Source organism: Planococcus maritimus, from assembly GCF_001592825.1.
In the GTDB taxonomy this organism is placed as follows: domain Bacteria; phylum Bacillota; class Bacilli; order Bacillales_A; family Planococcaceae; genus Planococcus; species Planococcus maritimus_C.
This window is the reverse complement of sequence record NZ_LTZG01000068.1, coordinates 40,817-65,074: the sequence shown is the minus strand read 5'-3', so window position 1 is coordinate 65,074 and position 24,258 is coordinate 40,817. Positions and strand designations below refer to the sequence as shown.

Below are 24,258 nucleotides of genomic sequence, written 5' to 3'. Positions count from 1 at the left end.
AGCGTTCGTCCTGAGCCAGGATCAAACTCTCCATTATAGAGTAGTTGATTGCTCAATACTGCTGGCGTATCGCCGTCTTGAAAGACGCGCGATTCGCTTGATCTGCCGTAGCTGATCAGTAAGTTGTGTCGCGATCGCTCGCGACTGTATTATTGACGTTTTGCTGTTCAGTTTTCAAGGTTCATGTTTGCTGCCGTTCCTGACGACTTTTATTATATTAAAGCATGTTTAAATATATGTCAACGGATTTAAGAAACTTTTTTCAAAAGAACTTTTCAGCCCGTTGGAATCCGTGAGAAAGGCTTGCTAAACCCCGTAGGTAAAGCGTTTCTCGACACTCTGGAAAAACCTAGCGAAAACAAAAAAATCCGCTCCCTGCCCTAGAGGCAGAAAGCGGAACTTTTCTGAAAAATCATTTCTTGTTGTCAGCTGCCTGCGCTTTTCTAGCCGCGCGGCGAGCTTCGAGTTTCACACGATCCTCTTCAGACTTCTCATTGTACTTCGGCAAGGCGAGAAGTTGATAGGCATTTACCGCAAGCAATGGGAACAGCAGCAAGGTCACCCAGCTATCCACATTACCCGCTCTTACCATTAAGGCTGGCAGCCATTCCAAGGTTGTGACGACAATCATAAAGAACAGCGCTGAAATAAAGGCTGACTTCGCTGTCCATTTTGCTTTGAAGTAAGCCGTTGTGAGCGACACCGCTAGCAAAATGAACAATAACACGCCGTATAGGAACCCTTGGCCGCCCGTCTCGACATTCGGAAGAAAGCGAAAGACAATCAAGTCGAAGATCACGATGGCGATGATCAATAGCTGGACCCAATTCCACAGCCGCAGCGAGCGGAACATATTGTGCCCGAACTGATGGATGGTCAGGTAAGCAAAGAAGCCCATCTGCGCAATCAAGCTCATCGTCAATCCGACGACGATCATCCATACAAAGCCTGCGATGAATTCTCCCCACTGCCCATTTTGCGCAGCTTCTGAGAAGACATCGTTCCAGCGGATGAAAATTCCGAGGAGTCCGGTAATCCCCCCACCTATTAATAATGCAGTTAATGCAAATTTAACCCAATTTCGTATAGTCACGTATATTGCCTCCGTTAGTTTAAAGTTCCTCTCGATTGTATCAACAAACCTCTCAACCTGCAGGAGGAGTTGTGAACAAACCTTGAAAGTCTTTTGTGGTCAAATGAAAATCCGGAAACCGAAAGCCGGTTTCCGGATTATACTCTTACTGTTTGTTTTCTTTATTCGCGAACTGCTGGAGGACTTGTTGGGCAATCTCCCCATAAATCTTTCCGGTTGGGTGATCTTCTGCGTAGACAGATGGAGCGAAATCATTTTCATCCCAGTCTGGCTGGCCAAGCGGGATCTGTCCGAGCAATGGCGATTGCAATTCTTCAGCGAGTTTTGCCCCGCCGCCTTTTCCGAAGATGTATTCTTTTTTTCCGGATCCTTGGCTTTCAAACCAAGACATGTTCTCGACAACACCCAATACTTCGTGATTGGTTTGGAGAGCCATCGCTCCTGCACGCGCTGCGACGAATGCCGCTGTTGGGTGCGGTGTGGTGACGACGATTTCTTTGGACGCTGGCAGCATTTGGTGGATGTCGAGTGCAACATCTCCTGTGCCTGGTGGCAAGTCCAATAGTAGATAGTCCAAGTCTCCCCACTCTACGTCACGGAAGAATTGGTCCAAAACTTTCCCGAGCATCGGGCCACGCCATACGACAGGCATATTGTCTTCAACAAAGAAGCCCATGGAAATGACTTTGACACCGAAACGCTCGACCGGAATGATCGTATCGCCGCGGACAACCGGTGCTTTGTCGATGCCCATCATGTCCGGCACACTAAAGCCATAGATGTCTGCATCGACGAGCCCTACTTTTTTCCCTGCACGCGCAAGCGCAATCGCCAAGTTGACAGAGACGGTCGATTTGCCGACGCCGCCTTTGCCGCTGGCGATGGAAATGAATTCGACTTTGTTCAATGGAGACAAGAGATCTTGTGCTTCGGACTCATTAGCAGTTCCGCGGAACTGTGCCAATACTTCCGGCGGCAATTCTTCAAAACGAATGCCGACAGAATCAGCGCCGACTCCTTTGATGGCGTCGACCACTTTCATTTGAAGCTGCATTTGCTCCGGCGTGTTCGTTTTGGCGATCGCCAATTTCACGCTGACGTATTTTTTCTCTTCTTTGATTTTCACTGAGATGATGCCGTTGGTTTCCGACAGGGTTCTATGTAAAAACGGATCTTCTAAAGCTCCGACCGCTTCTCGTACTTGTGTTTCACTTAACATTTCACTACACTCCTTATCGCTTTTGCTACAGCCCAGTATAACATAGTGAAAGCGTTTTTAAATCCATTCCGGCTTTTCGCCTTGTCGCACTTACTCCGTTGGCCCCAAGTCCAGCATATCCTGGCTATCGAACTTAAAATCCGGCCCGTATGCGACTTCCCAGTGGTAGCCGTCAGGGTCTTGAAAATAGCCGGAGTATCCTCCCCAAAAGACATCAACAGGTTCTTTGACGATTTTCGCTCCCGCCTTTTTGGCTAATTGCATGACTTGGTCTACTTCATCTCGTGATTTTGCGTTGTACGCCAAGGTAATGCCTGAAAATCCGTTTTTTACCGGCGGGTTTTCGGCATCGATGTCTTTCGCTAATTCTTCTAAAGGATATAACTCCAATTTGGTGCCGGAGTTATTGAAGAAAACAATACCTGGATTATCGCTCGTTTCATCGGTTTGAAACCCCAGTTCATCCCGGTAGAACTTCACGGCTCTTTCCATGTCCTGTACGCCGAGGCAAATTAAATTAATGCGGTTCATGTCATCCACTCCTTTTCGGTTTGTTAGTCAATTCGCCACCATATAAAAAAGCACCTTCCGGAAAACCGGAAAGTGCTTTTGAAAGTAAAAATTAACGTTTTGAGAACTGAGGTGCGCGACGTGCCGCTTTAAGACCGTATTTTTTACGTTCTTTCATACGTGGGTCACGTGTTAGGAATCCTGCAGATTTAAGTGCTCCGCGGAATTCTGGATCTACTGTAAGTAGAGCGCGTGCAATTCCGTGACGGATTGCGCCGGCTTGTCCAGTGAACCCGCCGCCTTTTACGTTAACCAATACATCGTAGCTACCAAGAGTTTCAGTAGTTACTAGTGGTTGTTTGATGATTTGCTCAAGCGTTTCGTATGGAACGTAGTCAGATACGTCACGGTTGTTGATAGTGATCGTACCATCTCCTGGTACCAAACGTACGCGAGCTGTTGAGTTTTTACGGCGACCTGTACCGATATATTGAACTTGTGCCAAAGGTGTATCCTCCTCTTATTTACTGATTATTATCCGCGAAGCGTGTAAGCTTCAGGCTGTTGTGCTTGGTGGTTGTGCTCTGGTCCAGCGTATACATGCAATTTCTTGAATGTTTGGCGGCCCAAAGAGTTCTTTGGAAGCATGCCTTTGATTGCTAGTTCAAGCATTTTTGTTGGGTAATGTGTGCGCATTTCAAGTGCTGTGCGCTGCTTAAGTCCGCCTGTGTATTGCGTGTGGCGGTAGTAGATTTTGTCGGTAAGTTTTTTACCAGTCAAGTGGATTTTGTCAGCATTGATGATGATGACGTGATCGCCAGTGTCGACGTTCGGTGTGAATGTTGGTTTGTATTTCCCGCGCAAGATTGAAGCGACTTCAGAAGCCAAACGTCCAAGAGTTTGCCCTTCTGCATCGACAACCAACCATTTACGCTCGACTTCGTGACCTTTAGCCATGAATGTTGTACGCATGTATATTGTCCTCCTAATGAATCGTCTCATTTTTTTAGAATTCAGTTCCAAGTGTTCCATGTTGGTTCCGTTGTTCCGTGTTTTCGTTATCCCTTAACACAAATAACCTTCCGGGGCATATCGTGGGGGTAATGAAAATACCATACATCATCATATAACGGATTTCGTTTTAAGTCAAGGATATTTAGAAAAACACCAGGAAAAGTTGCTTCGCCTTCAGTAATGCACTTTTTCCAAGTACAAGCCGTGTGCTGCGGCGGTTTTGCCCGCAGCGTCGCGGTCACAAGCAGCAATGATGGCGGCCAGTTCTTCGGGCTCTCTTCTATTCAATCCCACTTCCAATAAAGTGCCGGCAATGATGCGTACCATATTATAGAGAAAACCGGACCCTTCGATGACCATATGCAATTCCTCGCCATGTTCTTCAAAATCGATTCGCCAGATCGTTCTCACTTTGTCGACCACATTGGTATTTGCGGCGCAAAAACTGGAAAAATCGTGCGTGCCGATAAAAGCTGCTGCCGCTTTTTCCATACGCGATACATCAATTTCCTGTGGTACATGGACAAGATGATTTCGGCTAAACGGATTGATGAGCTTGCTGCGATTCCATTTATAACGGTAAATCTTGCCTTTAGCGTGGTAACGGGCATGAAATTCCGCATCCGCTTGTTCGACATCGTAGACTTGAATGTCTTGTGGCAAGCGGACATTAAGTGCTCGCACCCAGGAGTCTTTCGGCATGGTAAACGGCGTATCAAAATGGATCACTTGCCCGGTGGCATGCACCCCGGAATCTGTCCGTCCGCTTGCCACCACTTCGACCGGCTCGCCTTTATGCAATTCCTTCAACGCGCGCAAGAGCTCCAATTGAACAGTGCGGGTTTTCAATTGGATCTGGTATCCCGCAAATCCGCTCCCGTCATACGCTATTGTCGCTTTCATTCGTTTCATGAGGTCTCTCCTTTTACTGCAACTTTCATCATCCGCGCCTCAACAACTCATCGCATTTTGGTTAACTCCGGAAATACCAAAGCAATCCGGCAAATCCGACGAGCAGCAACAGGCTCAGTGTGTCTATCAAACGCCAGTTCAGCTGACGGTAGCGTGTGCGCCCTTCTCCCCCGCGGTAGCCTCTCACTTCCATAGCGGTCGCTAAATCTTCCGCCCGCTTGAAGGCACTGACAAACAACGGGATTAACAGTGGCACGACCGCTTTGATGCGTTCTTTAATGGGACCAGAGCCGATGTCCGAGCCGCGTGCCATTTGCGCTTTCAGGATTTTTCCAGTTTCGTCCATCAAGGTCGGGATGAATCTCAGTGAAATGGACATCATCAACGCCAATTCGTGCACCGGCAGTTTAACGCGCTTAAATGGCCCAAGTAACACTTCGATGCCGTCTGTGATTGAAATCGGGGAAGTCGTTAACGTCAGGATGCTCGTCATAAATACCAACACGAGGAAACGGATCGAGATGAAAATTCCTTGCCGCAAGCCTTCCTCGTAAATATCCACAAACCCAATACTAACGAGCAGGTCGCCGCCTTGGGTAAAGAATAAATGCAGGAAAAACGTAAAGGCCATTAAAATGAACACGGGTTTCAAGCCGTTAATCAAGAAATACAGGCGTATTTTCGATAAAAATACCGAAAGCAAAGTAAATCCGAGCAAAATCGCGTACGTAATAGCATTATTCGCGATAAAAACGATCGCGATAAATAAGAACACAAATAGGATTTTGGCTCTTGGGTCCAAGCGGTGAACGAGCGAATCGCCCGGGATAAAACGGCCGAAAATCATTTTCTCCATCATTTCCAACCACGCCCTTCCTGGAGTGCCTGAGAAATGGCGTGCGCCAATGCCTCTTCGGTCAAGGCCAGTTCATGGAGTATTATGCCGGTTTTTTCTTCAAACTCCCGCTGCATGCGTACCGTACGCGGTGGTTCCAGCCGGTAATCGCCGAGCTGCTCTTCATTAGCGAAAACCTCGCGCACACCGCCTGTTGCAACACATTTACCGCCGTGCATAATGGCGACAGTGTCTGCATAGCGCGCAGCGTCTTCCATGCTGTGGGTAACAAGCACAGTCGTCAATCCCTTGTCTTTGTGCAGACGGTAAAACAAATCCATGATTTCCCGTCGCCCGCGTGGGTCAAGTCCTGCCGTCGGTTCATCCAGCACTAGAACGTCCGGCTCCATCGCCAGTACGCCTGCAATCGCCACGCGGCGCATTTGCCCGCCCGATAAGTCAAACGGCGATTTCTCCAGCACGTCTTCCGGAAGCCCCAACTGTTCGACCAATGCAATTGCACGCCGGCGCGCTTCCTCTTCCGGCACACCGAAATTAAGCGGGCCGAACATGATGTCTTTCAACACCGTTTCGTCGAATAGCTGCTGTTCCGGGAACTGAAAAACGATGCCGACTTTTTTCCGCACGTCCCGCAAGTTCTTCGCTTTCGTGCCGGCTTCGATTTTCCGGTCGCCAATCAGAACGCTGCCTTCTGTCGGCTGCAGTAAAGCATTTAAATGCTGCAGCACGGTCGACTTCCCGGAACCCGTATGCCCGATGATCGCTGTGTAAGAGCCTGAAGGTACGTGCAGCGTGACATCCGTCAATGCCCGTTTTTCAAACGGGGTATCTTTCGCGTAGCTATATCCTACTTGTTTGAGTAATATGTCCATAATTCCTCCACCAGCTCATGTTCTGTCATTGATTCGCCGGTCACCGGCACTCCCGCTTGCTGCAATAAACCGGCCATGCGCATCGCAAACGGCAGATCGAGCCCCATTTCCGTCAACTCATCGTCTGCGGAAAACACGCTATCGGGCGTACCTTCCATTTGCTTCTGCCCTTTATTCATCACAAGGATCCGGTCAGCGAGCGCTGCTTCTTCTAGATCGTGGGTGATCGATAGGACCGTTAAGCCTGTCGCTTCCCGCAATTCACGGATCGTCTCGATCACTTCCCGGCGGCCTTGAGGGTCGAGCATCGACGTCGCTTCATCCAGGATTAACAAGCGCGGCCGTAAAGCCAGTGCCCCGGCAATCGCCACACGCTGCTTTTGACCGCCGGATAAGTGGTGCGGTTCGTGGTCAAGATACTCTTCCATCTTGACTTGCTGCAAAGATTCGCGGACACGGACGACCATTTCGTCGTGGGGAATGCCATTATTCTCTAAGGCGAACGCCACATCATCTTGTACGGTCGCTCCGACAAATTGATTGTCCGGATTCTGGAACACCATCCCCATTTGCGAGCGGATGTCCCATAAGCTTTCTTCAGACATGTCGAGCCCCATCGCCTTGACGGTGCCTTGCTGGGGGAACAATAGACCGTTCATCAGTTTGGCGATGGTCGACTTGCCGGAGCCGTTATGGCCGACCAGCGCGACCCATTCTCCTTCTTTTATGGAGAATGACAGATCCGAGACAGCCGGTTTGACCGATTTGTCTTCTGGCATATAGGTGAATGTCACTTGATCAAATGACAAAATACTTCCGTTCATATGTTGATGCCTCCTCTAAACTCTCTCTACTCTACTCGGTGGATCCACGTGCTGTAAAACGGGAACTCTCTAACCACGCTTAATTTGCACTGTTCATTTCCCAATCCTGGGAGCATCAACACTGAAAATTAATTCATTATGAAATAAAAAAAGCGCGCACCTCATTCAGAGTATGCGCTTTTCTGTCTCTATGGCTCCTGCGGGTGCTTAAGCCGCCGGTTGAATGAGGTGCGTAGAGCTAGACGAGACGCCGCCCGAAGGCTCGCTCATCATAACACTCAGCTTTTCATATTGTCGTATAAATCATGATGCTAAAAGAAGAGGGCTATGCACCCTCTTCAACTGTTTAAACCAATTCAATAATTACGATTGGTGCGCCATCTCCGCGACGAGGCCCCATTTTCATGATGCGCGTATAGCCGCCTTGACGGTCAGCGTAACGTGGTGCTACATCATCAAACAATTTTTGCAAAGCAAAGATTGTGTTTTCGTTGCCTTCTTCGTCAGTCGAAGTCACGAGTTCACGGCGAATGTATGCTGCAGCTTTACGGCGAGCGTGGATATCTCCGCGCTTACCAAGCGTGATCATTTTTTCTACAGTTGAACGGACTTCTTTAGCACGGGCTTCAGTTGTCTGAATGCGTTCGTGAACGATTAGGTCAGTCGTAAGGTCACGCAAAAGCGCTTTACGTTGAGAACTTGTACGTTGAAGTTTTCTCATTGAAGTTTCCCTCCTTTGTTGAATAGTTCAGAAAGAATCGGGCAATCAGTCTTCTTTACGAAGGCCAAGACCTAGATCTTCCAACTTCACTTTCACTTCTTCGAGTGATTTGCGTCCGAGGTTGCGAACTTTCATCATGTCGTCTTCCGACTTGTTGGCCAATTCGTGGACAGTGTTAATGCCAGCACGTTTTAGGCAGTTATAAGAACGGACCGAAAGATCAAGCTCTTCGATAGTCATCTCAAGCACTTTTTCTTTTTGGTCTTCTTCTTTTTCAACCATGATTTCAGCTGTTTGAGCCTCATCTGTCAATCCGACGAAGATGTTCAGATGTTCAGTGAAAATTTTCGCGCCAAGCGCAATTGCCTCTTTGGGACCGATGCTTCCATCTGTCCAGACATCGAGGGTTAATTTATCGAAATGAGCGAGTTGGCCCACACGGGTATTTTCCACTTGGAAATTGACGCGTGAAACTGGCGTGTAAATAGAGTCAATCGGGATAACGCCGATCGGAAGATCTTCACGTTTGTTCTGATCTGCACGGGCATATCCACGGCCGCGGTTAGCATACATGCGCATGCGCAAGTGGCCGTCTTTCGCGATTGTAGCAATATATAGATCCGGATTCAGAATTTCCACGTCACTATCGTGAGTGATATCTGCAGCCGTAACCGTTCCATCACCTTTTACATCAATTTCAATGACTTTTTCTTCGTCAGAGTAAATTTTCAAAGCGAGCTTCTTGATGTTCAAAATGATAGAGGCTACATCTTCTTCTACACCTTCGACAGTGGAGAATTCATGCAAAACGCCATCAATTTGGATCGAAGTAACAGCTGCGCCAGGTAAAGATGAAAGTAGGATTCGACGTAAGGAGTTACCTAAAGTGGTACCATATCCACGCTCAAGAGGTTCAACAACAAACTTGCCATATTTGGCATTGCTGTCGATCTCAACCGTTTCAATTTTTGGTTTTTCTATTTCGAGCATTCAGTTTACCCTCCTTCAAAACGTCGGTATTTTCGTTGCATAAGAATTCGATAGTCACAGACTTTCGCTACGATTCAGAACACATTGAGTAAGTCGTGATGTTCAAAAATCCTATTCAGACCAACGATTATACGCGACGGCGTTTTGGCGGGCGGCAGCCGTTGTGAGGAACTGGAGTTACGTCTCTAATTGCAGTAACTTCCAATCCAGCAGCTTGAAGCGCACGGATAGCAGCTTCGCGACCTGAACCAGGACCTTTAACAGTTACTTCCAAAGTTTTCAAACCATGTTCCATGGAAGTTTTAGCAGCAGTTTCAGCAGCCATTTGGGCAGCGAATGGAGTGGATTTACGTGAACCACGGAATCCTAGAGCACCAGCCGAAGACCATGATACTGCGTTACCTTGCATATCAGTGATCGTAACAATTGTGTTATTGAATGTTGAGCGGATGTGAGCAATACCGGATTCGATATTCTTTTTCACACGACGCTTACGAGTTTGTTGTTTACGTGCCATGTTAAGAAACAACCTCCTTTACTGATTATTTTTTCTTGTTAGCTACAGTTTTACGAGGACCTTTACGCGTACGCGCGTTGTTCTTCGTATTTTGACCACGAACCGGAAGACCGCGACGGTGGCGGATACCACGGAAGCTAGCGATTTCCATCAAACGTTTGATGTTCATGGAAACTTCACGGCGAAGGTCACCTTCGATTTTGTACTGATCCAATTGTTCACGGATATTGTTCAACTCGTCTTCTGTAAGATCGCGAACGCGAGTCTCTTCAGAAACACCAGCACCAGAAAGAACTTTCTGAGCAGTTGTTTTCCCAACACCGTAGATATAAGTCAATGAAATTACAACGCGTTTGTCGCGCGGAATGTCAACACCAGAAATACGTGCCATGTGTGCGATGCACCTCCTTCTTTATTAACCTTGTCTTTGTTTGTGTTTCGGATTTTCACAGATTACCATTACTTTACCGTTTCTGCGAATAACTTTACATTTTTCGCAGATCGGCTTAACAGATGGTCTCACTTTCATCTAACCCAACCTCCTTAGTAGTCCGGAGTGCAAAAGATTATTTAAAACGGTATGTGATGCGACCGCGTGTTAAATCATAAGGAGAAAGTTCTACTGTTACTTTATCTCCTGGCAGAATGCGGATGAAATGCATGCGAATCTTGCCTGATACGTGCGCAAGAATCGTATGGCCGTTTTCAAGCTCCACTTTAAACATCGCGTTAGGCAAAGTCTCAACGACTGTTCCTTCGATTTCAATTACATCGTCTTTCGCCATCGACCCAGTCTCCCTTCTGTATACAAATCAGGTTCTCATCTTCAAACAGTATTTGCTTTGAATAATTCTTATCCATTCACAAGGAATGCATGAGTGACATTTGAAGACCTTCTCCGGGTTCCTCGCTCCACTTATGACAGCGAAGTTCGGGGGATCCGGTTGAATCAGTCTGACCCACGTATCCTCGACTGCCCGGACTGCCTTGGATGAGTTCCAAACCCGTTACACAGATGCTTCCACGAAACCCATTATACTACCTCCGGTGCGGAATTGCACGGAGCAACGAGCCTCACCGGTTTCATATAATCAGGCCTTGTTTGCTTTTGCAGCTCACGAAAATTCATATCTCCGGTGCTCCTTAAAGCCACATGGAGGCAACTAACTGCGCCCGGCGCCGGGGACTTAGCCTCGGTCGCCCTTTAGAAGAGCATCAATGTCAGCAAATACTTTATCAATGTCCTGCTGTCCATCTATATTGGTCAGCACGTTCTTGTCTTCATAGAAGTCGAGAAGCGGCTGAGTTTGTTGCATGTTAACTTCTAAACGCTTCGTGACGGTTTCAGGCTTGTCGTCTTCGCGTTGGTAGAGCTCTCCGCCATCTTTATCGCACACACCAGCTGTAGCTGGAGGATTGAAGACAGTATGGTAAGCAGTTCCACAATCTTTGCAAATCCAACGGCCTGTTAAACGTGCAATCAATTCGTCTTGTTCAACTTGGATGTTTACGACATGCTCGATTCGTTTGCCAAGATCAGCCAGAAGAGATTCCAGCGCCCCAGCCTGAGGGACTGTGCGTGGAAAGCCATCCAATAGGAAGCCTTTCTCACAATCCGCTTGGCTGAGTCGCTCTCGGACGATACCGATTGTTACTTCATCAGGCACCAAGGCACCTTGATCCATGAACGACTTTGCTTCCAAGCCCAGTTCCGTGCCGCCTTTAATAGCTGCGCGGAACATGTCGCCTGTCGAAATATGAGGGATGTCGTATTTCTTGACTATTTCGTCTGCTTGCGTGCCTTTTCCGGCACCTGGTAGACCCATCAACACAATGTTCATACGTTTTGCCCCCTCAGACAAGTGGATAAGGAACGTTTTCACGTTCCTCCCCATTGATTATTTCATAAAGCCTTTGTAATGACGTTTCACAAGTTGTGATTCCAATTGCTTCATCGTCTCGAGGGCTACCCCGACGACAATCAGCAAGCTCGTACCGCCAATCTGTGCAGATTGAGGCAAGTTTGCGATATTAATGAAGAAAATCGGCATGACCGCGATAACGGAAAGGAAGATAGCTCCCACAAACGTTAAGCGGTAAAGCACACTTGTTAAATAATCTTGCGTATTTTTACCCGGACGGATTCCCGGAATGTATGCACCTTGCTTTTTCAAGTTGTCCGCCACGTTTTCAGGATTAACCTGAATGAATGCATAGAAATACGTGAATGCAATGATCAAGGCGACATAAATAATCATGCCGACCGGACGCGTGTAATCAAACGTATTCTGAATTGCCTCCGTAAACGCGTTGGCACCAAAGAAAGAAGCGATAGTTTGCGGCGTGATGATGAACGCCACTGCAAAGATTACCGGGATAACTCCGGCCGCGTTTACTTTCAAAGGTAAATGCGTTTGTTGCCCAGTCGAGCTCTGGCCACGGCCAGCGACACGTTTGGCATACTGGATCGGAATTTTACGCAACGCTTGTTGAACGTAGATGACCAATACAGTAATCGCAACAACTGCGAGTGCGAGCAATGCCATAATGGCAATATTGATTGGAAGCTGATCGCCAGCTCCTTGAATCTGCTGCGCATAAAGTTGGTTAATTGCTCCTGGTACTGCAGCGACAATCCCTGCGAAGATGATAATCGAAATACCGTTCCCCACGCCTTTTGCCGTGATCTGCTCACCAAGCCACAATAAAAATGCTGTTCCTGCTGTCAGTACGATGGCGATTACGACATACGTTGCAATCGAGTCATCTTGGATCAATGTACCTCCGTACATTTGGTTGAACCCATAAGACATGCCAATCGCCTGAATAAAGGCAAGAACGATTGTAAAGTAACGAGTGAATTGAGCAAGTTTCCGTCTTCCGACTTCGCCTTGTTTCGCCCACTCAGCAAATTTCGGCACAACATCCATTTGCAGGAGCTGCACGATGATCGATGCTGTGATATAAGGCATGATTCCCATGGCCAAAATCGAGAAATTGGCTAGGGCGCCTCCACCGAAAGTATTCAAGAAACCGACCAGACCCATCTGGTCCGTAGCTTGGAGTACTGACGCATCAACGTTCGGCACCGGAACGAATGTCCCGATACGGAAGATGATGAGCATTGCTAAAGTAAAGAAAATTTTATTTCGAATATCAGATACGCGCATAAGATTAGAGATTGTCTGAAACATTAAAGCACCTCGGTTTGACCGCCGGCAGCTTCAATAGCTTCTTTAGCTGATGCAGAGAATTTGTGGGCTTGTACAGACAATTTCTTGTCCAAGCTTCCGTTACCAAGAATCTTGATACCAGAACGCTCTTTGCTCACAACACCTGTTTCGATCAACAATGCAGGTGTAATTTCTGTGCCTTCTTCAAAACGGTTCAACACGTCAAGGTTTACAACAGTGTAGTCTTTACGGTTGATGTTCGTGAATCCACGCTTCGGCAAACGACGGAACAATGGGTTTTGACCACCCTCGAATCCTGGACGGACACCGCCGCCTGAACGGGCTTTTTGACCTTTGTGACCTTTACCGGCTGTTTTACCAGTACCTGAACCGATTCCGCGTCCGATACGCTTGCGTGAGCTGCGTGAACCTTCTGCTGGTTTTAATTCGTGAAGTTTCATGTGGTTGGCACCTCCTTCTATAGAAATCAGGGATTAAACTTCTTTAATAGTAACTAAGTGAGCGACTTTATCAAGCATTCCGCGAACTGCCGCGTTGTCTTGGTGCTCAACTGTTTGATGCATTTTGCGCAGGCCTAGTGACTGGACTGTTTTACGTTGTGTCGGTTTAGCACCGATCACTGACTTAGTGAGGGTAATTTCTAGTTTAGTAGCCATGTAATTTCCCTCCCTTATTGGAATAACTCTTCTGTAGTTTTGCCGCGAAGTTTTGCAACTTCATCAGCGCTCTTCAGTTGAGTCAAACCGTTGATAGTAGCACGGACCATGTTGATCGGTGTGTTAGAACCAAGAGATTTAGACAAGATGTCTTGTACTCCTGCAAGCTCTAGTACCGCACGAACAGGACCACCAGCAATAACACCAGTACCTGGTGAAGCAGGTTTGATAAGAATCGAGCCGGCACCGAAGCGCCCAGTTACTAGATGTGGAGTAGTACCTTTAACCATAGGTACTTCGATTAAGTTCTTCTTCGCATCTTCAATAGCTTTACGGATTGCTTCTGGAACTTCTTGTGCTTTCCCAGTACCAAAACCGACTTTACCATTTTTGTCGCCTACAACAACCAATGCGGAGAAACGGAAACGACGTCCACCTTTTACAACTTTCGCTACGCGGTTAATCGTAACTACGCGTTCTTCAAGTTCAAGTTTGTTTGGATCAATACGACGCATTATATGGGTCCCTCCTTCTTTTAGAATTCTAAGCCGTTTTCACGAGCAGATTCAGCCAAAGCTTTCACACGGCCGTGATATAGATAACCACCGCGGTCAAAAACAACTGATTTCAAGCCGTTTTCTACTGCGCGTTTTGCAATCGTTTCGCCGACTTGTGCAGCCGCTTCGACGTTGCCTTTTGTTTCAAGAGAAAAATCTTTATCTGCAGATGATGCGCTAGCAAGCGTTACGCCGTTTACATCATCGATCAATTGAGCGTAGATGTATTTGTTAGAACGGAAAACGTTCAAACGTGGACGTTCAGCTGTTCCCGTGATTTTAGAACGTACGCGAGCGTGACGTTTTTTACGAGATGCATTTTTATCGAGTTTCGTAATCACTGAGGTCACTCCTTTCAGCCTGCCTAAGCAGCATTATTTACCTGTTTTACCTTCTTTGCGGCGAACTTTTTCGTCTTCATAACGGATCCCTTTGCCTTTATACGGCTCTGGTGGACGCGTAGCGCGGATGTTTGAAGCAAGTGCTCCGACCATCTCTTTGTTGATCCCTTTGATAACGACTTTCGTGTTGCCTTGTACTTCGATTTCGATTCCTTCTTCCGGAGTGAATTCCACCGGATGAGAGTATCCAACGTTCAAGACCAATTTCTTGCCTTGTAGCTGGGCACGGTAACCTACACCGACTAGTTCAAGTGAGCGGGAGAAGCCTTCAGATACTCCAGTAACCATGTTCGCGAGCAATGCACGAGTTGTACCGTGGATTGTGCGGTGATCTTTGGAATCTGATGGGCGTGACAATGTCAAAACATTGTCTTCCTGCGTGATCGTGATATCTGAGTTAAACGAGCGAGCAAGCTCGCCTTTAGGCCCTTTTACAGTTACGTTATTGTCGTTGTCGACAGTAACGGTAACGCTAGCAGGAACCTCGATTGGTTTTTTACCTACACGTGACATTCTGTTGCACCTCCATTCGTTTGTTGCTTCTTACCAAACGTAAGCTATGATTTCGCCGCCGATTTTTTTCGCGCGGGCTTCTTTATCAGTTACCAAACCTTGTGATGTCGATACTAGAGCGATCCCAAGACCGTTTAGTACGCGTGGCACCTCGTCAGTTTTAGCGTAAACACGTAGTCCTGGTTTTGAAATGCGTTTCAAGCCAGTGATGACGCGCTCGTTGTTGGCACCGTATTTAAGGAAAATGCGGATCATGCCTTGTTTATCATCTTCAACATATTCTACGTCACGAACGAAACCTTCGCGCTTTAGGATTTCAGCGATGTCTTTTTTCACGTTGGAAGCCGGAAGCTCCAATTTCTCGTGACGAACCATGTTTGCATTACGAATGCGTGTCAGCATATCTGCAATCGGATCTGTCATTGTCATTACATTTACCTCCTTCCCAATTTAGGGGATTACCAGCTGGCTTTTTTGACGCCAGGAATTTGTCCCACATATGCAAGTTCACGGAAACAAATACGGCAAAGTTTGAATTTGCGCAGTACTGAATGCGGACGTCCGCATCGTTCACAGCGTGTGTACTCTTGTACTTTATACTTTGGCGTGCGTTTTTGTTTAGCAATCATTGATTTTTTAGCCACGTTTACGCCTCCCTCATCTTTACTTTTGGAACGGCATACCGAATTGTGTCAATAACTCACGAGCTTCTTCATCAGAGTTCGCAGTTGTCACAATTACGATATCCATACCGCGTACTTTAGAAACTTTATCATAATCGATTTCAGGGAAGATCAATTGTTCTTTCACACCAAGTGTGTAGTTGCCGCGTCCGTCGAAAGATTTTTTCGATACGCCACGGAAGTCACGCACACGTGGAAGTGAGATAGCAATCAATTTATCCAGGAAGTCATACATACGCTCACCGCGTAGTGTAACTTTACATCCGATTGGCATACCTTCACGAAGACGGAAGCCAGCGATAGATTTCTTAGCTTTTGTGATGACCGGCTTTTGACCAGTGATCGTCTGCAATTCTTCAACAGCAGAATCAAGTGATTTTGTGTTTTGTACAGCTTCACCGACACCCATGTTGATAACGATCTTATCAACTTTTGGTGCCTGCATTACTGAGGAATATTCAAACTTGCTCACTAGAGCAGGTGTGATTTCGTTCACATATTTTTCTTGTAGGCGGTTCATGTTTGTACCTCCCCTCATTCAGGAATTTTATTTATCTAATTTTTCACCGGATTTTTTTGCAACACGAACTTTTTTGCCGTCTTCCATTTTGTATCCTACGCGAGTCGGCTCGCCGGATTTAGGGTCCACTACCATCACGTTAGAAACGTGGATCGCAGCTTCTTGGCTGACAATTCCGCCTTGCGGGCTTGCCTGGTTCGGTTTTGTATGCTTTTTGACGATGTTAACACCTTCAACGAGCACACGGTCTTTCTTAGGTAGAGCAGTCAAAACAACTCCTGTTTTGCCTTTGTCTTTCCCAGAGATGACCTTAACTGTATCGCCTTTTTTTACATGCATTCTGTCGCACCTCCTTGGTATCGCACGTTGGATGTTTTATAAAACTTCAGGAGCAAGTGAAACGATCTTCATGAAGTTGTTGTCACGAAGTTCACGTGCAACTGGTCCGAAGATACGTGTTCCGCGTGGACCTTTATCGTCGCGGATAATCACACATGCATTTTCATCAAATTTGATGTAAGTACCGTCTTTACGGCGAGCTCCGCTTTTCGTGCGAACGATGACAGCCTTAACGACTTCACCCTTCTTAACAACGCCACCTGGTGTTGCTTTTTTCACGGTACAAACGATTACGTCACCGATGTTTGCTGTCTTGCGACCAGAACCACCAAGCACTTTAATCGTAAGTACTTCACGAGCACCCGAGTTGTCTGCAACTTTTAAACGACTTTCCTGTTGGATCACTTAGGTAACCTCCCTCCGGAACTTTTAGGATTCCGAACTTATTTAAATTAGATGATGACAGCTTTTTCGACGACTTCCACTAAACGGAAACGTTTTGTAGCTGATAGTGGACGAGTTTCCATGATGCGAACGATGTCGCCCATTTTCGCTTCGTTGTTCTCATCATGAGTCTTGAATTTCTTAGAGTATTTTACACGTTTGCCATAAAGCGCGTGCTTTTTTTGAGTTTCAACCATTACTGTAACGGTTTTATCCATTTTGTCAGACACGACGCGGCCTGTGTATACTTTGCGTTGGTTACGCTCAGACATACTTGCAACCTCCTCTCGAATTATCAGTTGTTGCCACTGAGTTCTCTTTCATGAATCACAGTTTTCATACGGGCAATCGCTTTACGTACTTCGCGGATGCGAGCAGTGTTTTCTAATTGACCAGTAGCCAATTGGAAGCGAAGGTTGAAAAGCTCTTCTTTCAGTGATTTCACTTTTTGTTCGATTTCAGCAGTGGTTAGGTCACGGATTTCATTAGCTTTCATTCGATTCACCACCAATTTCTTCGCGTTTTACGAATTTCGTTTTCACTGGCAATTTGTGAGAGGCAAGACGCAATGCTTCGCGTGCAACTTCTTCAGATACTCCAGCGATTTCGAACATAATTTTACCGGTTTTTACTACCGCTACCCAGCCTTCAGGTGAACCTTTACCGGAACCCATCCGTACTTCAAGAGGCTTTTTCGTGTATGGCTTGTGAGGGAAAATCTTGATCCACACTTTACCGCCACGTTTCATGTAACGAGTCATAGCGATACGGGCAGATTCGATTTGGCGGTTAGTGATCCATGAAGACTCAAGAGCCTGCAGGCCATATTCGCCGAATGCGACTTCTTTGCCGCCTTTCGCTTCTCCGCGCATCTTGCCACGGTGTTCACGACGATATTTTACGCGTTTTGGCAATAACATATTATTTGCCTCCTTCCTCAGATTTCTTCTTGGTTGGAAGGACTTCACCGCGATAGATCCATACTTTTACGCCAAGCTTACCATAAGTAGTGTCTGCTTCAGCGTGTGCGTAGTCGATGTCTGCGCGCAATGTATGGAGCGGAACAGTTCCTTCGCTGTAGGACTCAGCACGGGCAATGTCAGCTCCGCCTAGACGTCCAGATACTTGAGTTTTGATCCCTTTAGCGCCTGAACGCATTGTACGTTGGATCGTTTGTTTTTGAGCACGACGGAAAGATGCACGGTTTTCTAGTTGACGTGCGATTCCTTCAGCGACCAATTTCGCATCAAGGTCAGCTCGTTTGATTTCTACGATGTTGATGTGTACACGCTTGCCAGTCATCGAGTTCAGTTGCGTACGAAGTACTTCTACTTCAGAGCCACCTTTACCGATTACCATACCTGGCTTAGCAGTGTGGATTGTAACGTTCACACGGTTTGCAGCGCGTTCGATTTCGATTTTCGAAACTGAAGCTTCTTTCAAACGTGTTTCGATATATTCACGGATCTTCAAATCTTCGTGAAGGAGTGTCGCGTAGTCTTTTTCAGCGTACCATTTTGACTCCCAATCACGGATGATTCCGATTCGCATTCCAATTGGATGAATTTTTTGTCCCACGAATTATCCCTCCTTCTTCTCAGATACCACTAGTGTGATGTGGCTTGTGCGTTTGTTGATCGCGCTCGCGCGTCCCATTGCACGTGGACGGAAACGCTTCAAAGTCGGCCCTTCGTCAACGAATACTTCGCTGATGACAAGGTTCTCGATGTTCATTTCGTAATTGTGTTCAGCGTTAGCAGCTGCAGATTTCAACAACTTCTCAACAACAATGGATGCTGCTTTAGGAGTGTGGTTCAAAATCGCGACCGCTTCACCGATTTGCTTGCCTCGGATTAAATCTACTACTAAACGGACTTTACGAGGAGCAATACGTACTGTTCTAGCAACAGCTTTTGCTTGCATGGGGAAATCCTCCTCTCAATTAACGTCTTGTTTTCTTATCGTCTGCACCATGGCTTGCGTATTTGCGTGTTGGAGCAAATTCACCAAGTTTATGGCCTACCATATCTTCAGTCACGTATACAGGGATGTGTTTGTGGCCATCGTATACTGCAATTGTTTGCCCGATGAATGTCGGGAAAATTGTAGAACGGCGAGACCAAGTTTTGATCACTTGTTTTTTCTCAGATTCCTTTTGCGCTTCGACTTTCTTCATAAGATGATCGTCTACAAAAGGTCCTTTTTTCAAGCTGCGACCCATTTGGGATCCTCCCTTCGTGATTGCACCACGGTTCTTTTGGTGAACCGCAGCGAAATCAAATTATTTTTTGCGGCGACGCACGATGAATTTATCGGATTTGTTCGTTTTCTTACGTGTTTTGTATCCAAGAGTTGGTTTGCCCCATGGAGACATTGGAGATTTACGTCCGATTGGCGAACGTCCTTCACCACCACCGTGTGGGTGATCGTTCGGGTTCATAACAGATCCGCGGACTGTTGGGCGATTGCCCTTCCAGCGGTTACGTCCTGCTTTACCGATGTTGATCAATTCGTGCTGTTCGTTTCCGACAGCGCCGATTGTTGCGCGGCAAGTAGCAAGGATCATGCGAACTTCGCCTGATTGCAAGCGAACTGTTACGTATTTTCCTTCTTTACCAAGTACTTGTGCTGAAGCTCCTGCAGAACGTACCAATTGGCCGCCTCCGCCTGGTTTCAACTCGATGTTGTGGATAGTAGAACCCATTGGGATGTTGATCAATGGCAAAGCGTTACCTGCTTTGATGTCTGCTTCCGGTCCTGACATGATTTGCGTATCAACCTGAACACCTTTTGGTGCAAGGATGTAACGTTTTTCTCCGTCAGCGTAATGGATAAGTGCGATATTCGCAGAGCGGTTCGGATCGTATTCGATCGTAGCAACGCGACCTGGAATGCCGTCTTTGTTACGTTTGAAATCAATCACGCGGTATTGGCGCTTATGTCCGCCCCCGTGGTGGCGTACAGTGATTTTACCTTGGTTATTACGGCCGCCTTTACGCTTTGTTGGTTGCAAAAGCGACTTTTCAGGCTTGTTCGTTGTGATTTCAGCGAAATCCGAACTCGTCATGTTACGACGACCGTTAGTGGTAGGTTTGTATTTTCTAATCCCCACGTTGTTTCCCTCCTTCTTTGATTAGTTCTTGTTCAGAACTTATACAATTACATTTCGAATAGTTCGATGTCTTTTGAATCAGCAGTCAATTTTACAATCGCTTTGCGGCGTTTGTTTGTATAGCCTGCGTGTTTGCCCATGCGTTTGAATTTGCCTTTGTAGTTCATGATGTTGACTTTCTCAACTTGAACGCCGAAGACTTCTTGAACTGCATGTTTAACTTGAGTTTTGTTAGCGCGAACGTCCACTTCAAAAGTGTACTTCTTCTCCGCCATTACCTCAGAAGAACGCTCGGTAATGACTGGACGCTTTAGAATGTCACGTGCTTCCATTAACCTAGCACCTCCTCGATTTTCTCTACGGCTCCTTTAGTCATGACAACTTTGTCATGGCCAAGCAAGTCCAATACGTTGATACCGTTTGCCGGTACAACTGTCATGCCTTTGATGTTGCGTGCAGATAGTGCCACGTTCTCATCAAGGTCAGCTGTTACGAATAATGCTTTCTTGCCGACAGACAAGTCAGTCACGAGTTTCGTGAATTCCTTAGTTTTCGGTGCGTCGAAAGCCAATCCTTCAAGTACCATCAGGTTTTCGTTTGCTAGAGCCGAAGACAATGCAGAACGAAGAGCCAAGCGACGGACTTTTTTCGGAAGTTTGTAGCTATAGCTGCGTGGTGTTGGGCCGAATACGACACCGCCTCCGCGCCATTGTGGTGAACGGATCGAACCTTGACGAGCACGTCCAGTTCCTTTTTGCTTCCATGGCTTTCTTCCGCCACCAGCTACTTCAGAACGGTTTTTAACTTTATGGTTACCTTGACGCAATGAAGCACGTTGTGCAACGACTGCATCGAAAAGTACAGATTCATTTGGTTCAATGCCGAAGACAAGATCGTTCAATTCGATATCGCCAACTTGTGAACCAGTTTGGTTTAGTAACGCTACTTTAGGCATTCTTGTTTCCTCCTTCCCTTAAATGTGATTAGTTAGCTTTGATAGCCGACTTAACACGGATTAATGATTTACGTGCGCCAGGAACATTCCCTTTAATAAGAAGCAAGTTGCGCTCAGCATCCACTTTCACGATGTGAAGGTTTTGGATAGTGACCGTGTTGCCGCCCATTTGACCAGGCAATTTCTTCTGTTTGAATACGCGGTTCGGAGCAACAGGCCCCATTGAACCAGGACGACGGTGGTAACGTGAACCGTGAGTCATTGGTCCGCGTGATTGTCCGTGGCGTTTAATAACACCTTGGAAACCTTTACCTTTCGTAGTTCCTGTTACATCTACTACATCGCCTTCTGCGAATACATCTACTTTGACTTCCTGACCAATCTCGTAATCAGCTAAGTTTACATTGCGAAGTTCGCGAATGAAGCGCTTAGGAGCAGTGTTTGCTTTTGCTACGTGGCCTTTCTCTGGTTTGTTCGAAAGCTTCTCGCGCTTGTCATCAAAACCAAGTTGTACCGATTCGTAGCCATCCACTTCAACTGTTTTTTTCTGAAGCACTACGTTTGGAGCAGCTTCGATTACAGTTACAGGGATCAAATCACCGTTCTCAGCAAAAACTTGCGTCATACCGATTTTTCTACCTAAGATTCCTTTGGTCATGTCGTCACACCTCCTGCAAAATTTTATGTTTATTATTTTCGTTTACCAATTATAGTTTGATTTCAATATCAACGCCGGATGGTAGATCCAGTTTCATTAGCGCGTCAACTGTCTGTGGTGTCGGGTTAACGATATCAATCAGACGTTTGTGTGTGCGCATTTCGAATTGTTCGCGAGCATCTTTGTATTTGTGGACAGCTCGCAAGATTGTGTAAACAGACTTCTCAGTCGGCAACGGTATCGGACCTGATACGCTAGCACCTGAACGTTTAGCAGTTTCAACAATCTTTTCAGCAGACTGATCCAAGATTCTATGATCATATGCTTTTAAACGGATACGAATTTTTTGTTTTGCCATTATTTTCCCTCCCTTTTCGCCTATTTTTGGGATAGACTTCTCCACGAAAATTTTCCTCACACTCGCCATGGCAAAGCGGCCGGGTGTGTCGGTAACCTCTCGCTTCTACGCAGTCAAAGACCAACATTCACCATTATACAAAATAAAAAAGAATTCCGCAAGTCTTTGCACGAAATTCTTTTTCATTCGCTTTAACTAGTATAGCAGGATTCTTTTCAGTTTCAACCAATACGGTAATAGTCGAAATCTTTCGGACTCAACCGAGCAACATAACCGCTATCCAACCGAATAATACGAGCGGGATATTGTAGTGGAGGAACGTCGGAACGACTGTATCCCAGATATGATTATGCTGCCCATCGACATTGAGTCCGGCGGTCGGCCCAAGCGTTGAGTCAGATGCAGGCGACCCGGCGTCCCCGAGTGCCCCTGCTGTGCCGATCAAAGCGATGATGGCCAGCGTCGAGAATCCGAACTCGACACTGAGTGGCACGAAGATCGCTGCGATGATCGGAATGGTCGAAAACGAGGAACCGATGCCCATCGTGACGAACAAACCGACAATCAGCATAGCAAGTGCCGCTAGCCCTTTATTGTCTCCGAAGATGGCCGCTGCATTCTCGACCAATGTATCGATCGCGCCGGTCGCTTGAATGACCGAAGCGAAACCATTCGCCGAGATCATGACAAAGCCGATAAACGCCATCATGCGCATGCCTGCCGTCAGAACGTCATCTGCCTCTTTCCATTTCATCGCCCCGAAGACGTAGAGGATGAGAATGCCAGCGAGTGCGCCGATGATCATCGAATCGCTCTGAATCTGTGCGAATAGCGCAGCGATTAAAGCGACGACCGTCACGATTACGTCCTTGGTGGAAGCAGTACGGGCTGGAGTTTCTTCTATAGTAGTAGTTGCTGCTTCACGATATTCCCGTGGCTTGCGGTAAGAGATAAACACCGCGACCACTAAACCAAGGAATAATCCTGCGACTGGCAGTGCCATCGCTTTTGGAATATCCGCCATATCAATCGGCATGCCCGCCAGTTCCATCTGGGTGGCAAGGATCTCGTGGAAGATCAAGCCGAAGCCATACGGCAATAAAATATACGGCGCTGTCAAACCAAAGGTCAGCACCGAAGCGATGAGCCGGCGGTCGATGCGCAGTTCGTTCAAGATGTGCAGAATCGGCGGCACAAGAAGCGGGATAAAGGCGATGTGAATCGGGATCAAGTTTTGCGAGAAGATGGCCATCGCAAACAGCGCAAAGATGATGAGCGCTTTCGCCAAATTCTGGCGTGTTGCCTCCCCGTCTTTATTGACCAGTTTCAATACGCCCGCAACGAGCAGCTCCGGAATGCCGGTACGTGAAATCGCGACGGCGAATCCACCGAGCATGGCGTAGCTGAGTGCAATGGTCGCTCCCGCCCCAAGTCCGTCTGTATAAGATGTCAGCGTGTCAGTGAAGCTAAGCCCTCCACTAAGTCCTCCAGCCAGTGCGCCGATCAATAAGGCAAACACCACATTGACCCGAAGCAAGCTCAGAACCAGCATTACTAACACAGCGATAATAACTGCATTCATTGTTCATTTCTCCTTTAGTTTGCTAAAGCGTTAAAGTCCTCTACTAAAGTAACAAATCTCTACAATGATGTCAACACAGCGAAATGGCTTTCAATGGCATTAAAAAAACCGCTCCCTGCCTTAGAAAGGGCAAAGAGCGGCGATACTTTTATTGGGCTTGCTGCATTTTTTCTTCGTACGCCTGAATATAGGAATCGTACTGGATCGTCAAGGAAATCTCATCCCAGCCGTTCAACAGCATCTCTTTCCAATACGGGTCGATATCGAAGGAATAACTTGCGCCGTCTTCTGCCGTGACGGTCTGCTGCCTCAAGTCCACATCCAGGCGGTATGGCGCTTGTTTGCCTTTTTCCAGCAAGGCGGTCACTTCCGCTTCTTGCAGGCGAATCGGCAAGATGCCGTTTTTGACGCAGTTATTATAGAAGATATCCGCATAGCTCGGGGCAATAACTACCCGGAAACCGTAATCCAAAATCGCCCACGGTGCGTGTTCACGGGAGGAGCCACAACCGAAGTTTTCCTGAGCCACCAGTATTTCGGATTGTTGGAAACGGGGATCGTTTAAGACAAACTCTTCGTTCGGTGTGCCGTCTGGGTGGAAACGCCAATGGTAGAACAGGTATTTCCCGAATCCTGTGCGCTCGATACGCTTAAGGAATTCCTTTGAAATGATCTGGTCGGTATCGACGTTTTTGCGGTCGAGCGGCGTTAAGACACTCGAAATTTCATTGATAGGTTTCAAATTCAATTCCTCCTTC

The 24,258-nt window shown here is 46.9% G+C and carries 40 protein-coding genes; all 40 read right to left on the bottom strand.

What is annotated here, in order from left to right:
* Positions 1 to 412: 412 nt before the first annotated feature.
* Positions 413 to 1,093, bottom strand: coding sequence for a KinB-signaling pathway activation protein (locus AY633_RS16090; RefSeq protein ID WP_068489184.1), 681 nt, complete (start codon positions 1,091 to 1,093; stop codon positions 413 to 415).
* Positions 1,094 to 1,238: 145 nt separating this feature from the next.
* Positions 1,239 to 2,312, bottom strand: a complete 1,074-nt coding sequence (locus tag AY633_RS16085; RefSeq protein ID WP_068489182.1) for an Mrp/NBP35 family ATP-binding protein — start codon at positions 2,310 to 2,312, stop codon at positions 1,239 to 1,241.
* Positions 2,313 to 2,402: 90 nt separating this feature from the next.
* The gene (locus AY633_RS16080; RefSeq protein ID WP_068489180.1) at positions 2,403 to 2,843 is read right to left on the bottom strand and encodes a VOC family protein; all 441 of its coding nucleotides are present in this window, start codon (positions 2,841 to 2,843) and stop codon (positions 2,403 to 2,405) included.
* Between the two features lie 91 nt (positions 2,844 to 2,934).
* Positions 2,935 to 3,327, bottom strand: coding sequence for a 30S ribosomal protein S9 (rpsI, locus tag AY633_RS16075; protein ID WP_058382135.1), 393 nt, complete (start codon positions 3,325 to 3,327; stop codon positions 2,935 to 2,937).
* 29 nt (positions 3,328 to 3,356) lie between these two features.
* Positions 3,357 to 3,794, bottom strand: a complete 438-nt coding sequence (gene rplM / locus AY633_RS16070; protein WP_068489178.1) for a 50S ribosomal protein L13 — start codon at positions 3,792 to 3,794, stop codon at positions 3,357 to 3,359.
* 216 nt (positions 3,795 to 4,010) lie between these two features.
* A complete protein-coding gene (gene truA / locus AY633_RS16065; protein WP_068489176.1) occupies positions 4,011 to 4,748 on the bottom strand; it encodes a tRNA pseudouridine(38-40) synthase TruA in 738 nt (245 codons plus the stop codon).
* Between the two features lie 61 nt (positions 4,749 to 4,809).
* The gene (locus AY633_RS16060) at positions 4,810 to 5,607 is read right to left on the bottom strand and encodes an energy-coupling factor transporter transmembrane component T family protein (RefSeq protein ID WP_068489186.1); all 798 of its coding nucleotides are present in this window, start codon (positions 5,605 to 5,607) and stop codon (positions 4,810 to 4,812) included.
* The gene (locus tag AY633_RS16055) at positions 5,604 to 6,476 is read right to left on the bottom strand and encodes an energy-coupling factor ABC transporter ATP-binding protein (RefSeq protein ID WP_068489174.1); all 873 of its coding nucleotides are present in this window, start codon (positions 6,474 to 6,476) and stop codon (positions 5,604 to 5,606) included. The genes AY633_RS16060 and AY633_RS16055 overlap by 4 nt, the downstream gene beginning before the upstream one ends.
* Complete coding sequence (locus AY633_RS16050; RefSeq protein WP_068489172.1) at positions 6,452 to 7,300, bottom strand: energy-coupling factor ABC transporter ATP-binding protein; 849 nt, start codon at positions 7,298 to 7,300, stop codon at positions 6,452 to 6,454. The genes AY633_RS16055 and AY633_RS16050 overlap by 25 nt, the downstream gene beginning before the upstream one ends.
* A gap of 346 nt (positions 7,301 to 7,646) precedes the next feature.
* A complete protein-coding gene (gene rplQ, locus AY633_RS16045) occupies positions 7,647 to 8,021 on the bottom strand; it encodes a 50S ribosomal protein L17 (RefSeq protein WP_058382141.1) in 375 nt (124 codons plus the stop codon).
* Between the two features lie 45 nt (positions 8,022 to 8,066).
* Positions 8,067 to 9,011: a DNA-directed RNA polymerase subunit alpha gene (locus AY633_RS16040; RefSeq protein WP_058382142.1), complete on the bottom strand. Its 945-nt coding sequence runs from the start codon at positions 9,009 to 9,011 to the stop codon at positions 8,067 to 8,069.
* 127 nt (positions 9,012 to 9,138) lie between these two features.
* A complete protein-coding gene (gene rpsK / locus AY633_RS16035) occupies positions 9,139 to 9,528 on the bottom strand; it encodes a 30S ribosomal protein S11 (protein ID WP_058382143.1) in 390 nt (129 codons plus the stop codon).
* 25 nt (positions 9,529 to 9,553) lie between these two features.
* Positions 9,554 to 9,919, bottom strand: a complete 366-nt coding sequence (rpsM, locus tag AY633_RS16030; RefSeq protein WP_058382144.1) for a 30S ribosomal protein S13 — start codon at positions 9,917 to 9,919, stop codon at positions 9,554 to 9,556.
* A 24-nt stretch (positions 9,920 to 9,943) separates the two neighbouring features.
* Positions 9,944 to 10,057 (bottom strand): 50S ribosomal protein L36, encoded by a 114-nt coding sequence (gene rpmJ / locus AY633_RS16025; protein WP_006828951.1) that lies wholly within the window; start codon positions 10,055 to 10,057, stop codon positions 9,944 to 9,946.
* Between the two features lie 37 nt (positions 10,058 to 10,094).
* A complete protein-coding gene (gene infA / locus AY633_RS16020; RefSeq protein WP_006828950.1) occupies positions 10,095 to 10,313 on the bottom strand; it encodes a translation initiation factor IF-1 in 219 nt (72 codons plus the stop codon).
* A gap of 402 nt (positions 10,314 to 10,715) precedes the next feature.
* Positions 10,716 to 11,369: an adenylate kinase gene (locus tag AY633_RS16015; protein ID WP_068489170.1), complete on the bottom strand. Its 654-nt coding sequence runs from the start codon at positions 11,367 to 11,369 to the stop codon at positions 10,716 to 10,718.
* A gap of 57 nt (positions 11,370 to 11,426) precedes the next feature.
* Positions 11,427 to 12,722: a preprotein translocase subunit SecY gene (gene secY / locus AY633_RS16010; protein ID WP_068489168.1), complete on the bottom strand. Its 1,296-nt coding sequence runs from the start codon at positions 12,720 to 12,722 to the stop codon at positions 11,427 to 11,429.
* Entirely contained in the window at positions 12,722 to 13,162 is a 441-nt protein-coding gene (gene rplO, locus AY633_RS16005; RefSeq protein WP_058382147.1) for a 50S ribosomal protein L15, read from the bottom strand. Before rplO ends, secY begins: the two co-directional genes overlap by 1 nt.
* 33 nt (positions 13,163 to 13,195) lie before the next feature.
* A complete protein-coding gene (gene rpmD / locus AY633_RS16000) occupies positions 13,196 to 13,378 on the bottom strand; it encodes a 50S ribosomal protein L30 (protein ID WP_068459713.1) in 183 nt (60 codons plus the stop codon).
* A 14-nt stretch (positions 13,379 to 13,392) separates the two neighbouring features.
* Complete coding sequence (gene rpsE / locus AY633_RS15995; RefSeq protein WP_058382149.1) at positions 13,393 to 13,893, bottom strand: 30S ribosomal protein S5; 501 nt, start codon at positions 13,891 to 13,893, stop codon at positions 13,393 to 13,395.
* Between the two features lie 20 nt (positions 13,894 to 13,913).
* Entirely contained in the window at positions 13,914 to 14,276 is a 363-nt protein-coding gene (rplR, locus tag AY633_RS15990; protein ID WP_058382150.1) for a 50S ribosomal protein L18, read from the bottom strand.
* A 33-nt stretch (positions 14,277 to 14,309) separates the two neighbouring features.
* Positions 14,310 to 14,849 (bottom strand): 50S ribosomal protein L6, encoded by a 540-nt coding sequence (gene rplF, locus AY633_RS15985; protein ID WP_068489166.1) that lies wholly within the window; start codon positions 14,847 to 14,849, stop codon positions 14,310 to 14,312.
* Positions 14,850 to 14,879: 30 nt separating this feature from the next.
* Entirely contained in the window at positions 14,880 to 15,278 is a 399-nt protein-coding gene (gene rpsH / locus AY633_RS15980; RefSeq protein ID WP_068459709.1) for a 30S ribosomal protein S8, read from the bottom strand.
* Positions 15,279 to 15,307: 29 nt separating this feature from the next.
* Positions 15,308 to 15,493 (bottom strand): type Z 30S ribosomal protein S14, encoded by a 186-nt coding sequence (locus AY633_RS15975; protein ID WP_068489164.1) that lies wholly within the window; start codon positions 15,491 to 15,493, stop codon positions 15,308 to 15,310.
* Between the two features lie 19 nt (positions 15,494 to 15,512).
* Positions 15,513 to 16,052: a 50S ribosomal protein L5 gene (gene rplE, locus AY633_RS15970; protein ID WP_058382153.1), complete on the bottom strand. Its 540-nt coding sequence runs from the start codon at positions 16,050 to 16,052 to the stop codon at positions 15,513 to 15,515.
* Between the two features lie 27 nt (positions 16,053 to 16,079).
* The gene (rplX, locus tag AY633_RS15965; RefSeq protein ID WP_058382154.1) at positions 16,080 to 16,391 is read right to left on the bottom strand and encodes a 50S ribosomal protein L24; all 312 of its coding nucleotides are present in this window, start codon (positions 16,389 to 16,391) and stop codon (positions 16,080 to 16,082) included.
* A gap of 36 nt (positions 16,392 to 16,427) precedes the next feature.
* Positions 16,428 to 16,796: a 50S ribosomal protein L14 gene (gene rplN / locus AY633_RS15960; RefSeq protein ID WP_033542790.1), complete on the bottom strand. Its 369-nt coding sequence runs from the start codon at positions 16,794 to 16,796 to the stop codon at positions 16,428 to 16,430.
* Between the two features lie 47 nt (positions 16,797 to 16,843).
* Entirely contained in the window at positions 16,844 to 17,107 is a 264-nt protein-coding gene (rpsQ, locus tag AY633_RS15955) for a 30S ribosomal protein S17 (protein WP_068459705.1), read from the bottom strand.
* 23 nt (positions 17,108 to 17,130) lie between these two features.
* Complete coding sequence (gene rpmC / locus AY633_RS15950) at positions 17,131 to 17,331, bottom strand: 50S ribosomal protein L29 (RefSeq protein WP_058382156.1); 201 nt, start codon at positions 17,329 to 17,331, stop codon at positions 17,131 to 17,133.
* Positions 17,321 to 17,755 (bottom strand): 50S ribosomal protein L16, encoded by a 435-nt coding sequence (gene rplP / locus AY633_RS15945; protein ID WP_058382157.1) that lies wholly within the window; start codon positions 17,753 to 17,755, stop codon positions 17,321 to 17,323. The genes rpmC and rplP overlap by 11 nt, the downstream gene beginning before the upstream one ends.
* Before the next feature lies 1 nt (position 17,756).
* A complete protein-coding gene (gene rpsC, locus AY633_RS15940) occupies positions 17,757 to 18,413 on the bottom strand; it encodes a 30S ribosomal protein S3 (RefSeq protein ID WP_068459703.1) in 657 nt (218 codons plus the stop codon).
* A 3-nt stretch (positions 18,414 to 18,416) separates the two neighbouring features.
* On the bottom strand, positions 18,417 to 18,758 hold the full coding sequence (gene rplV / locus AY633_RS15935) for a 50S ribosomal protein L22 (protein WP_058382159.1): 342 nt from the start codon (positions 18,756 to 18,758) through the stop codon (positions 18,417 to 18,419).
* Between the two features lie 19 nt (positions 18,759 to 18,777).
* Positions 18,778 to 19,056: a 30S ribosomal protein S19 gene (gene rpsS / locus AY633_RS15930; RefSeq protein WP_068459701.1), complete on the bottom strand. Its 279-nt coding sequence runs from the start codon at positions 19,054 to 19,056 to the stop codon at positions 18,778 to 18,780.
* A gap of 60 nt (positions 19,057 to 19,116) precedes the next feature.
* Positions 19,117 to 19,947 carry a 50S ribosomal protein L2 gene (gene rplB / locus AY633_RS15925; protein WP_068459700.1) on the bottom strand — a complete coding sequence of 277 codons (831 nt, stop codon included), beginning with the start codon at positions 19,945 to 19,947 and terminating at the stop codon, positions 19,117 to 19,119.
* A 47-nt stretch (positions 19,948 to 19,994) separates the two neighbouring features.
* Entirely contained in the window at positions 19,995 to 20,279 is a 285-nt protein-coding gene (gene rplW / locus AY633_RS15920; protein ID WP_058382162.1) for a 50S ribosomal protein L23, read from the bottom strand.
* Positions 20,279 to 20,902 carry a 50S ribosomal protein L4 gene (gene rplD, locus AY633_RS15915; protein WP_068459697.1) on the bottom strand — a complete coding sequence of 208 codons (624 nt, stop codon included), beginning with the start codon at positions 20,900 to 20,902 and terminating at the stop codon, positions 20,279 to 20,281. The genes rplW and rplD overlap by 1 nt, the downstream gene beginning before the upstream one ends.
* A gap of 28 nt (positions 20,903 to 20,930) precedes the next feature.
* Positions 20,931 to 21,560 carry a 50S ribosomal protein L3 gene (rplC, locus tag AY633_RS15910; RefSeq protein WP_058382164.1) on the bottom strand — a complete coding sequence of 210 codons (630 nt, stop codon included), beginning with the start codon at positions 21,558 to 21,560 and terminating at the stop codon, positions 20,931 to 20,933.
* A 49-nt stretch (positions 21,561 to 21,609) separates the two neighbouring features.
* Complete coding sequence (gene rpsJ / locus AY633_RS15905) at positions 21,610 to 21,918, bottom strand: 30S ribosomal protein S10 (RefSeq protein WP_068459695.1); 309 nt, start codon at positions 21,916 to 21,918, stop codon at positions 21,610 to 21,612.
* A 256-nt stretch (positions 21,919 to 22,174) separates the two neighbouring features.
* The gene (locus tag AY633_RS15900) at positions 22,175 to 23,500 is read right to left on the bottom strand and encodes a Na+/H+ antiporter family protein (protein WP_068489162.1); all 1,326 of its coding nucleotides are present in this window, start codon (positions 23,498 to 23,500) and stop codon (positions 22,175 to 22,177) included.
* 148 nt (positions 23,501 to 23,648) lie between these two features.
* On the bottom strand, positions 23,649 to 24,242 hold the full coding sequence (gene leuD, locus AY633_RS15895) for a 3-isopropylmalate dehydratase small subunit (protein ID WP_068489160.1): 594 nt from the start codon (positions 24,240 to 24,242) through the stop codon (positions 23,649 to 23,651).
* Positions 24,243 to 24,258 lie beyond the last annotated feature (16 nt).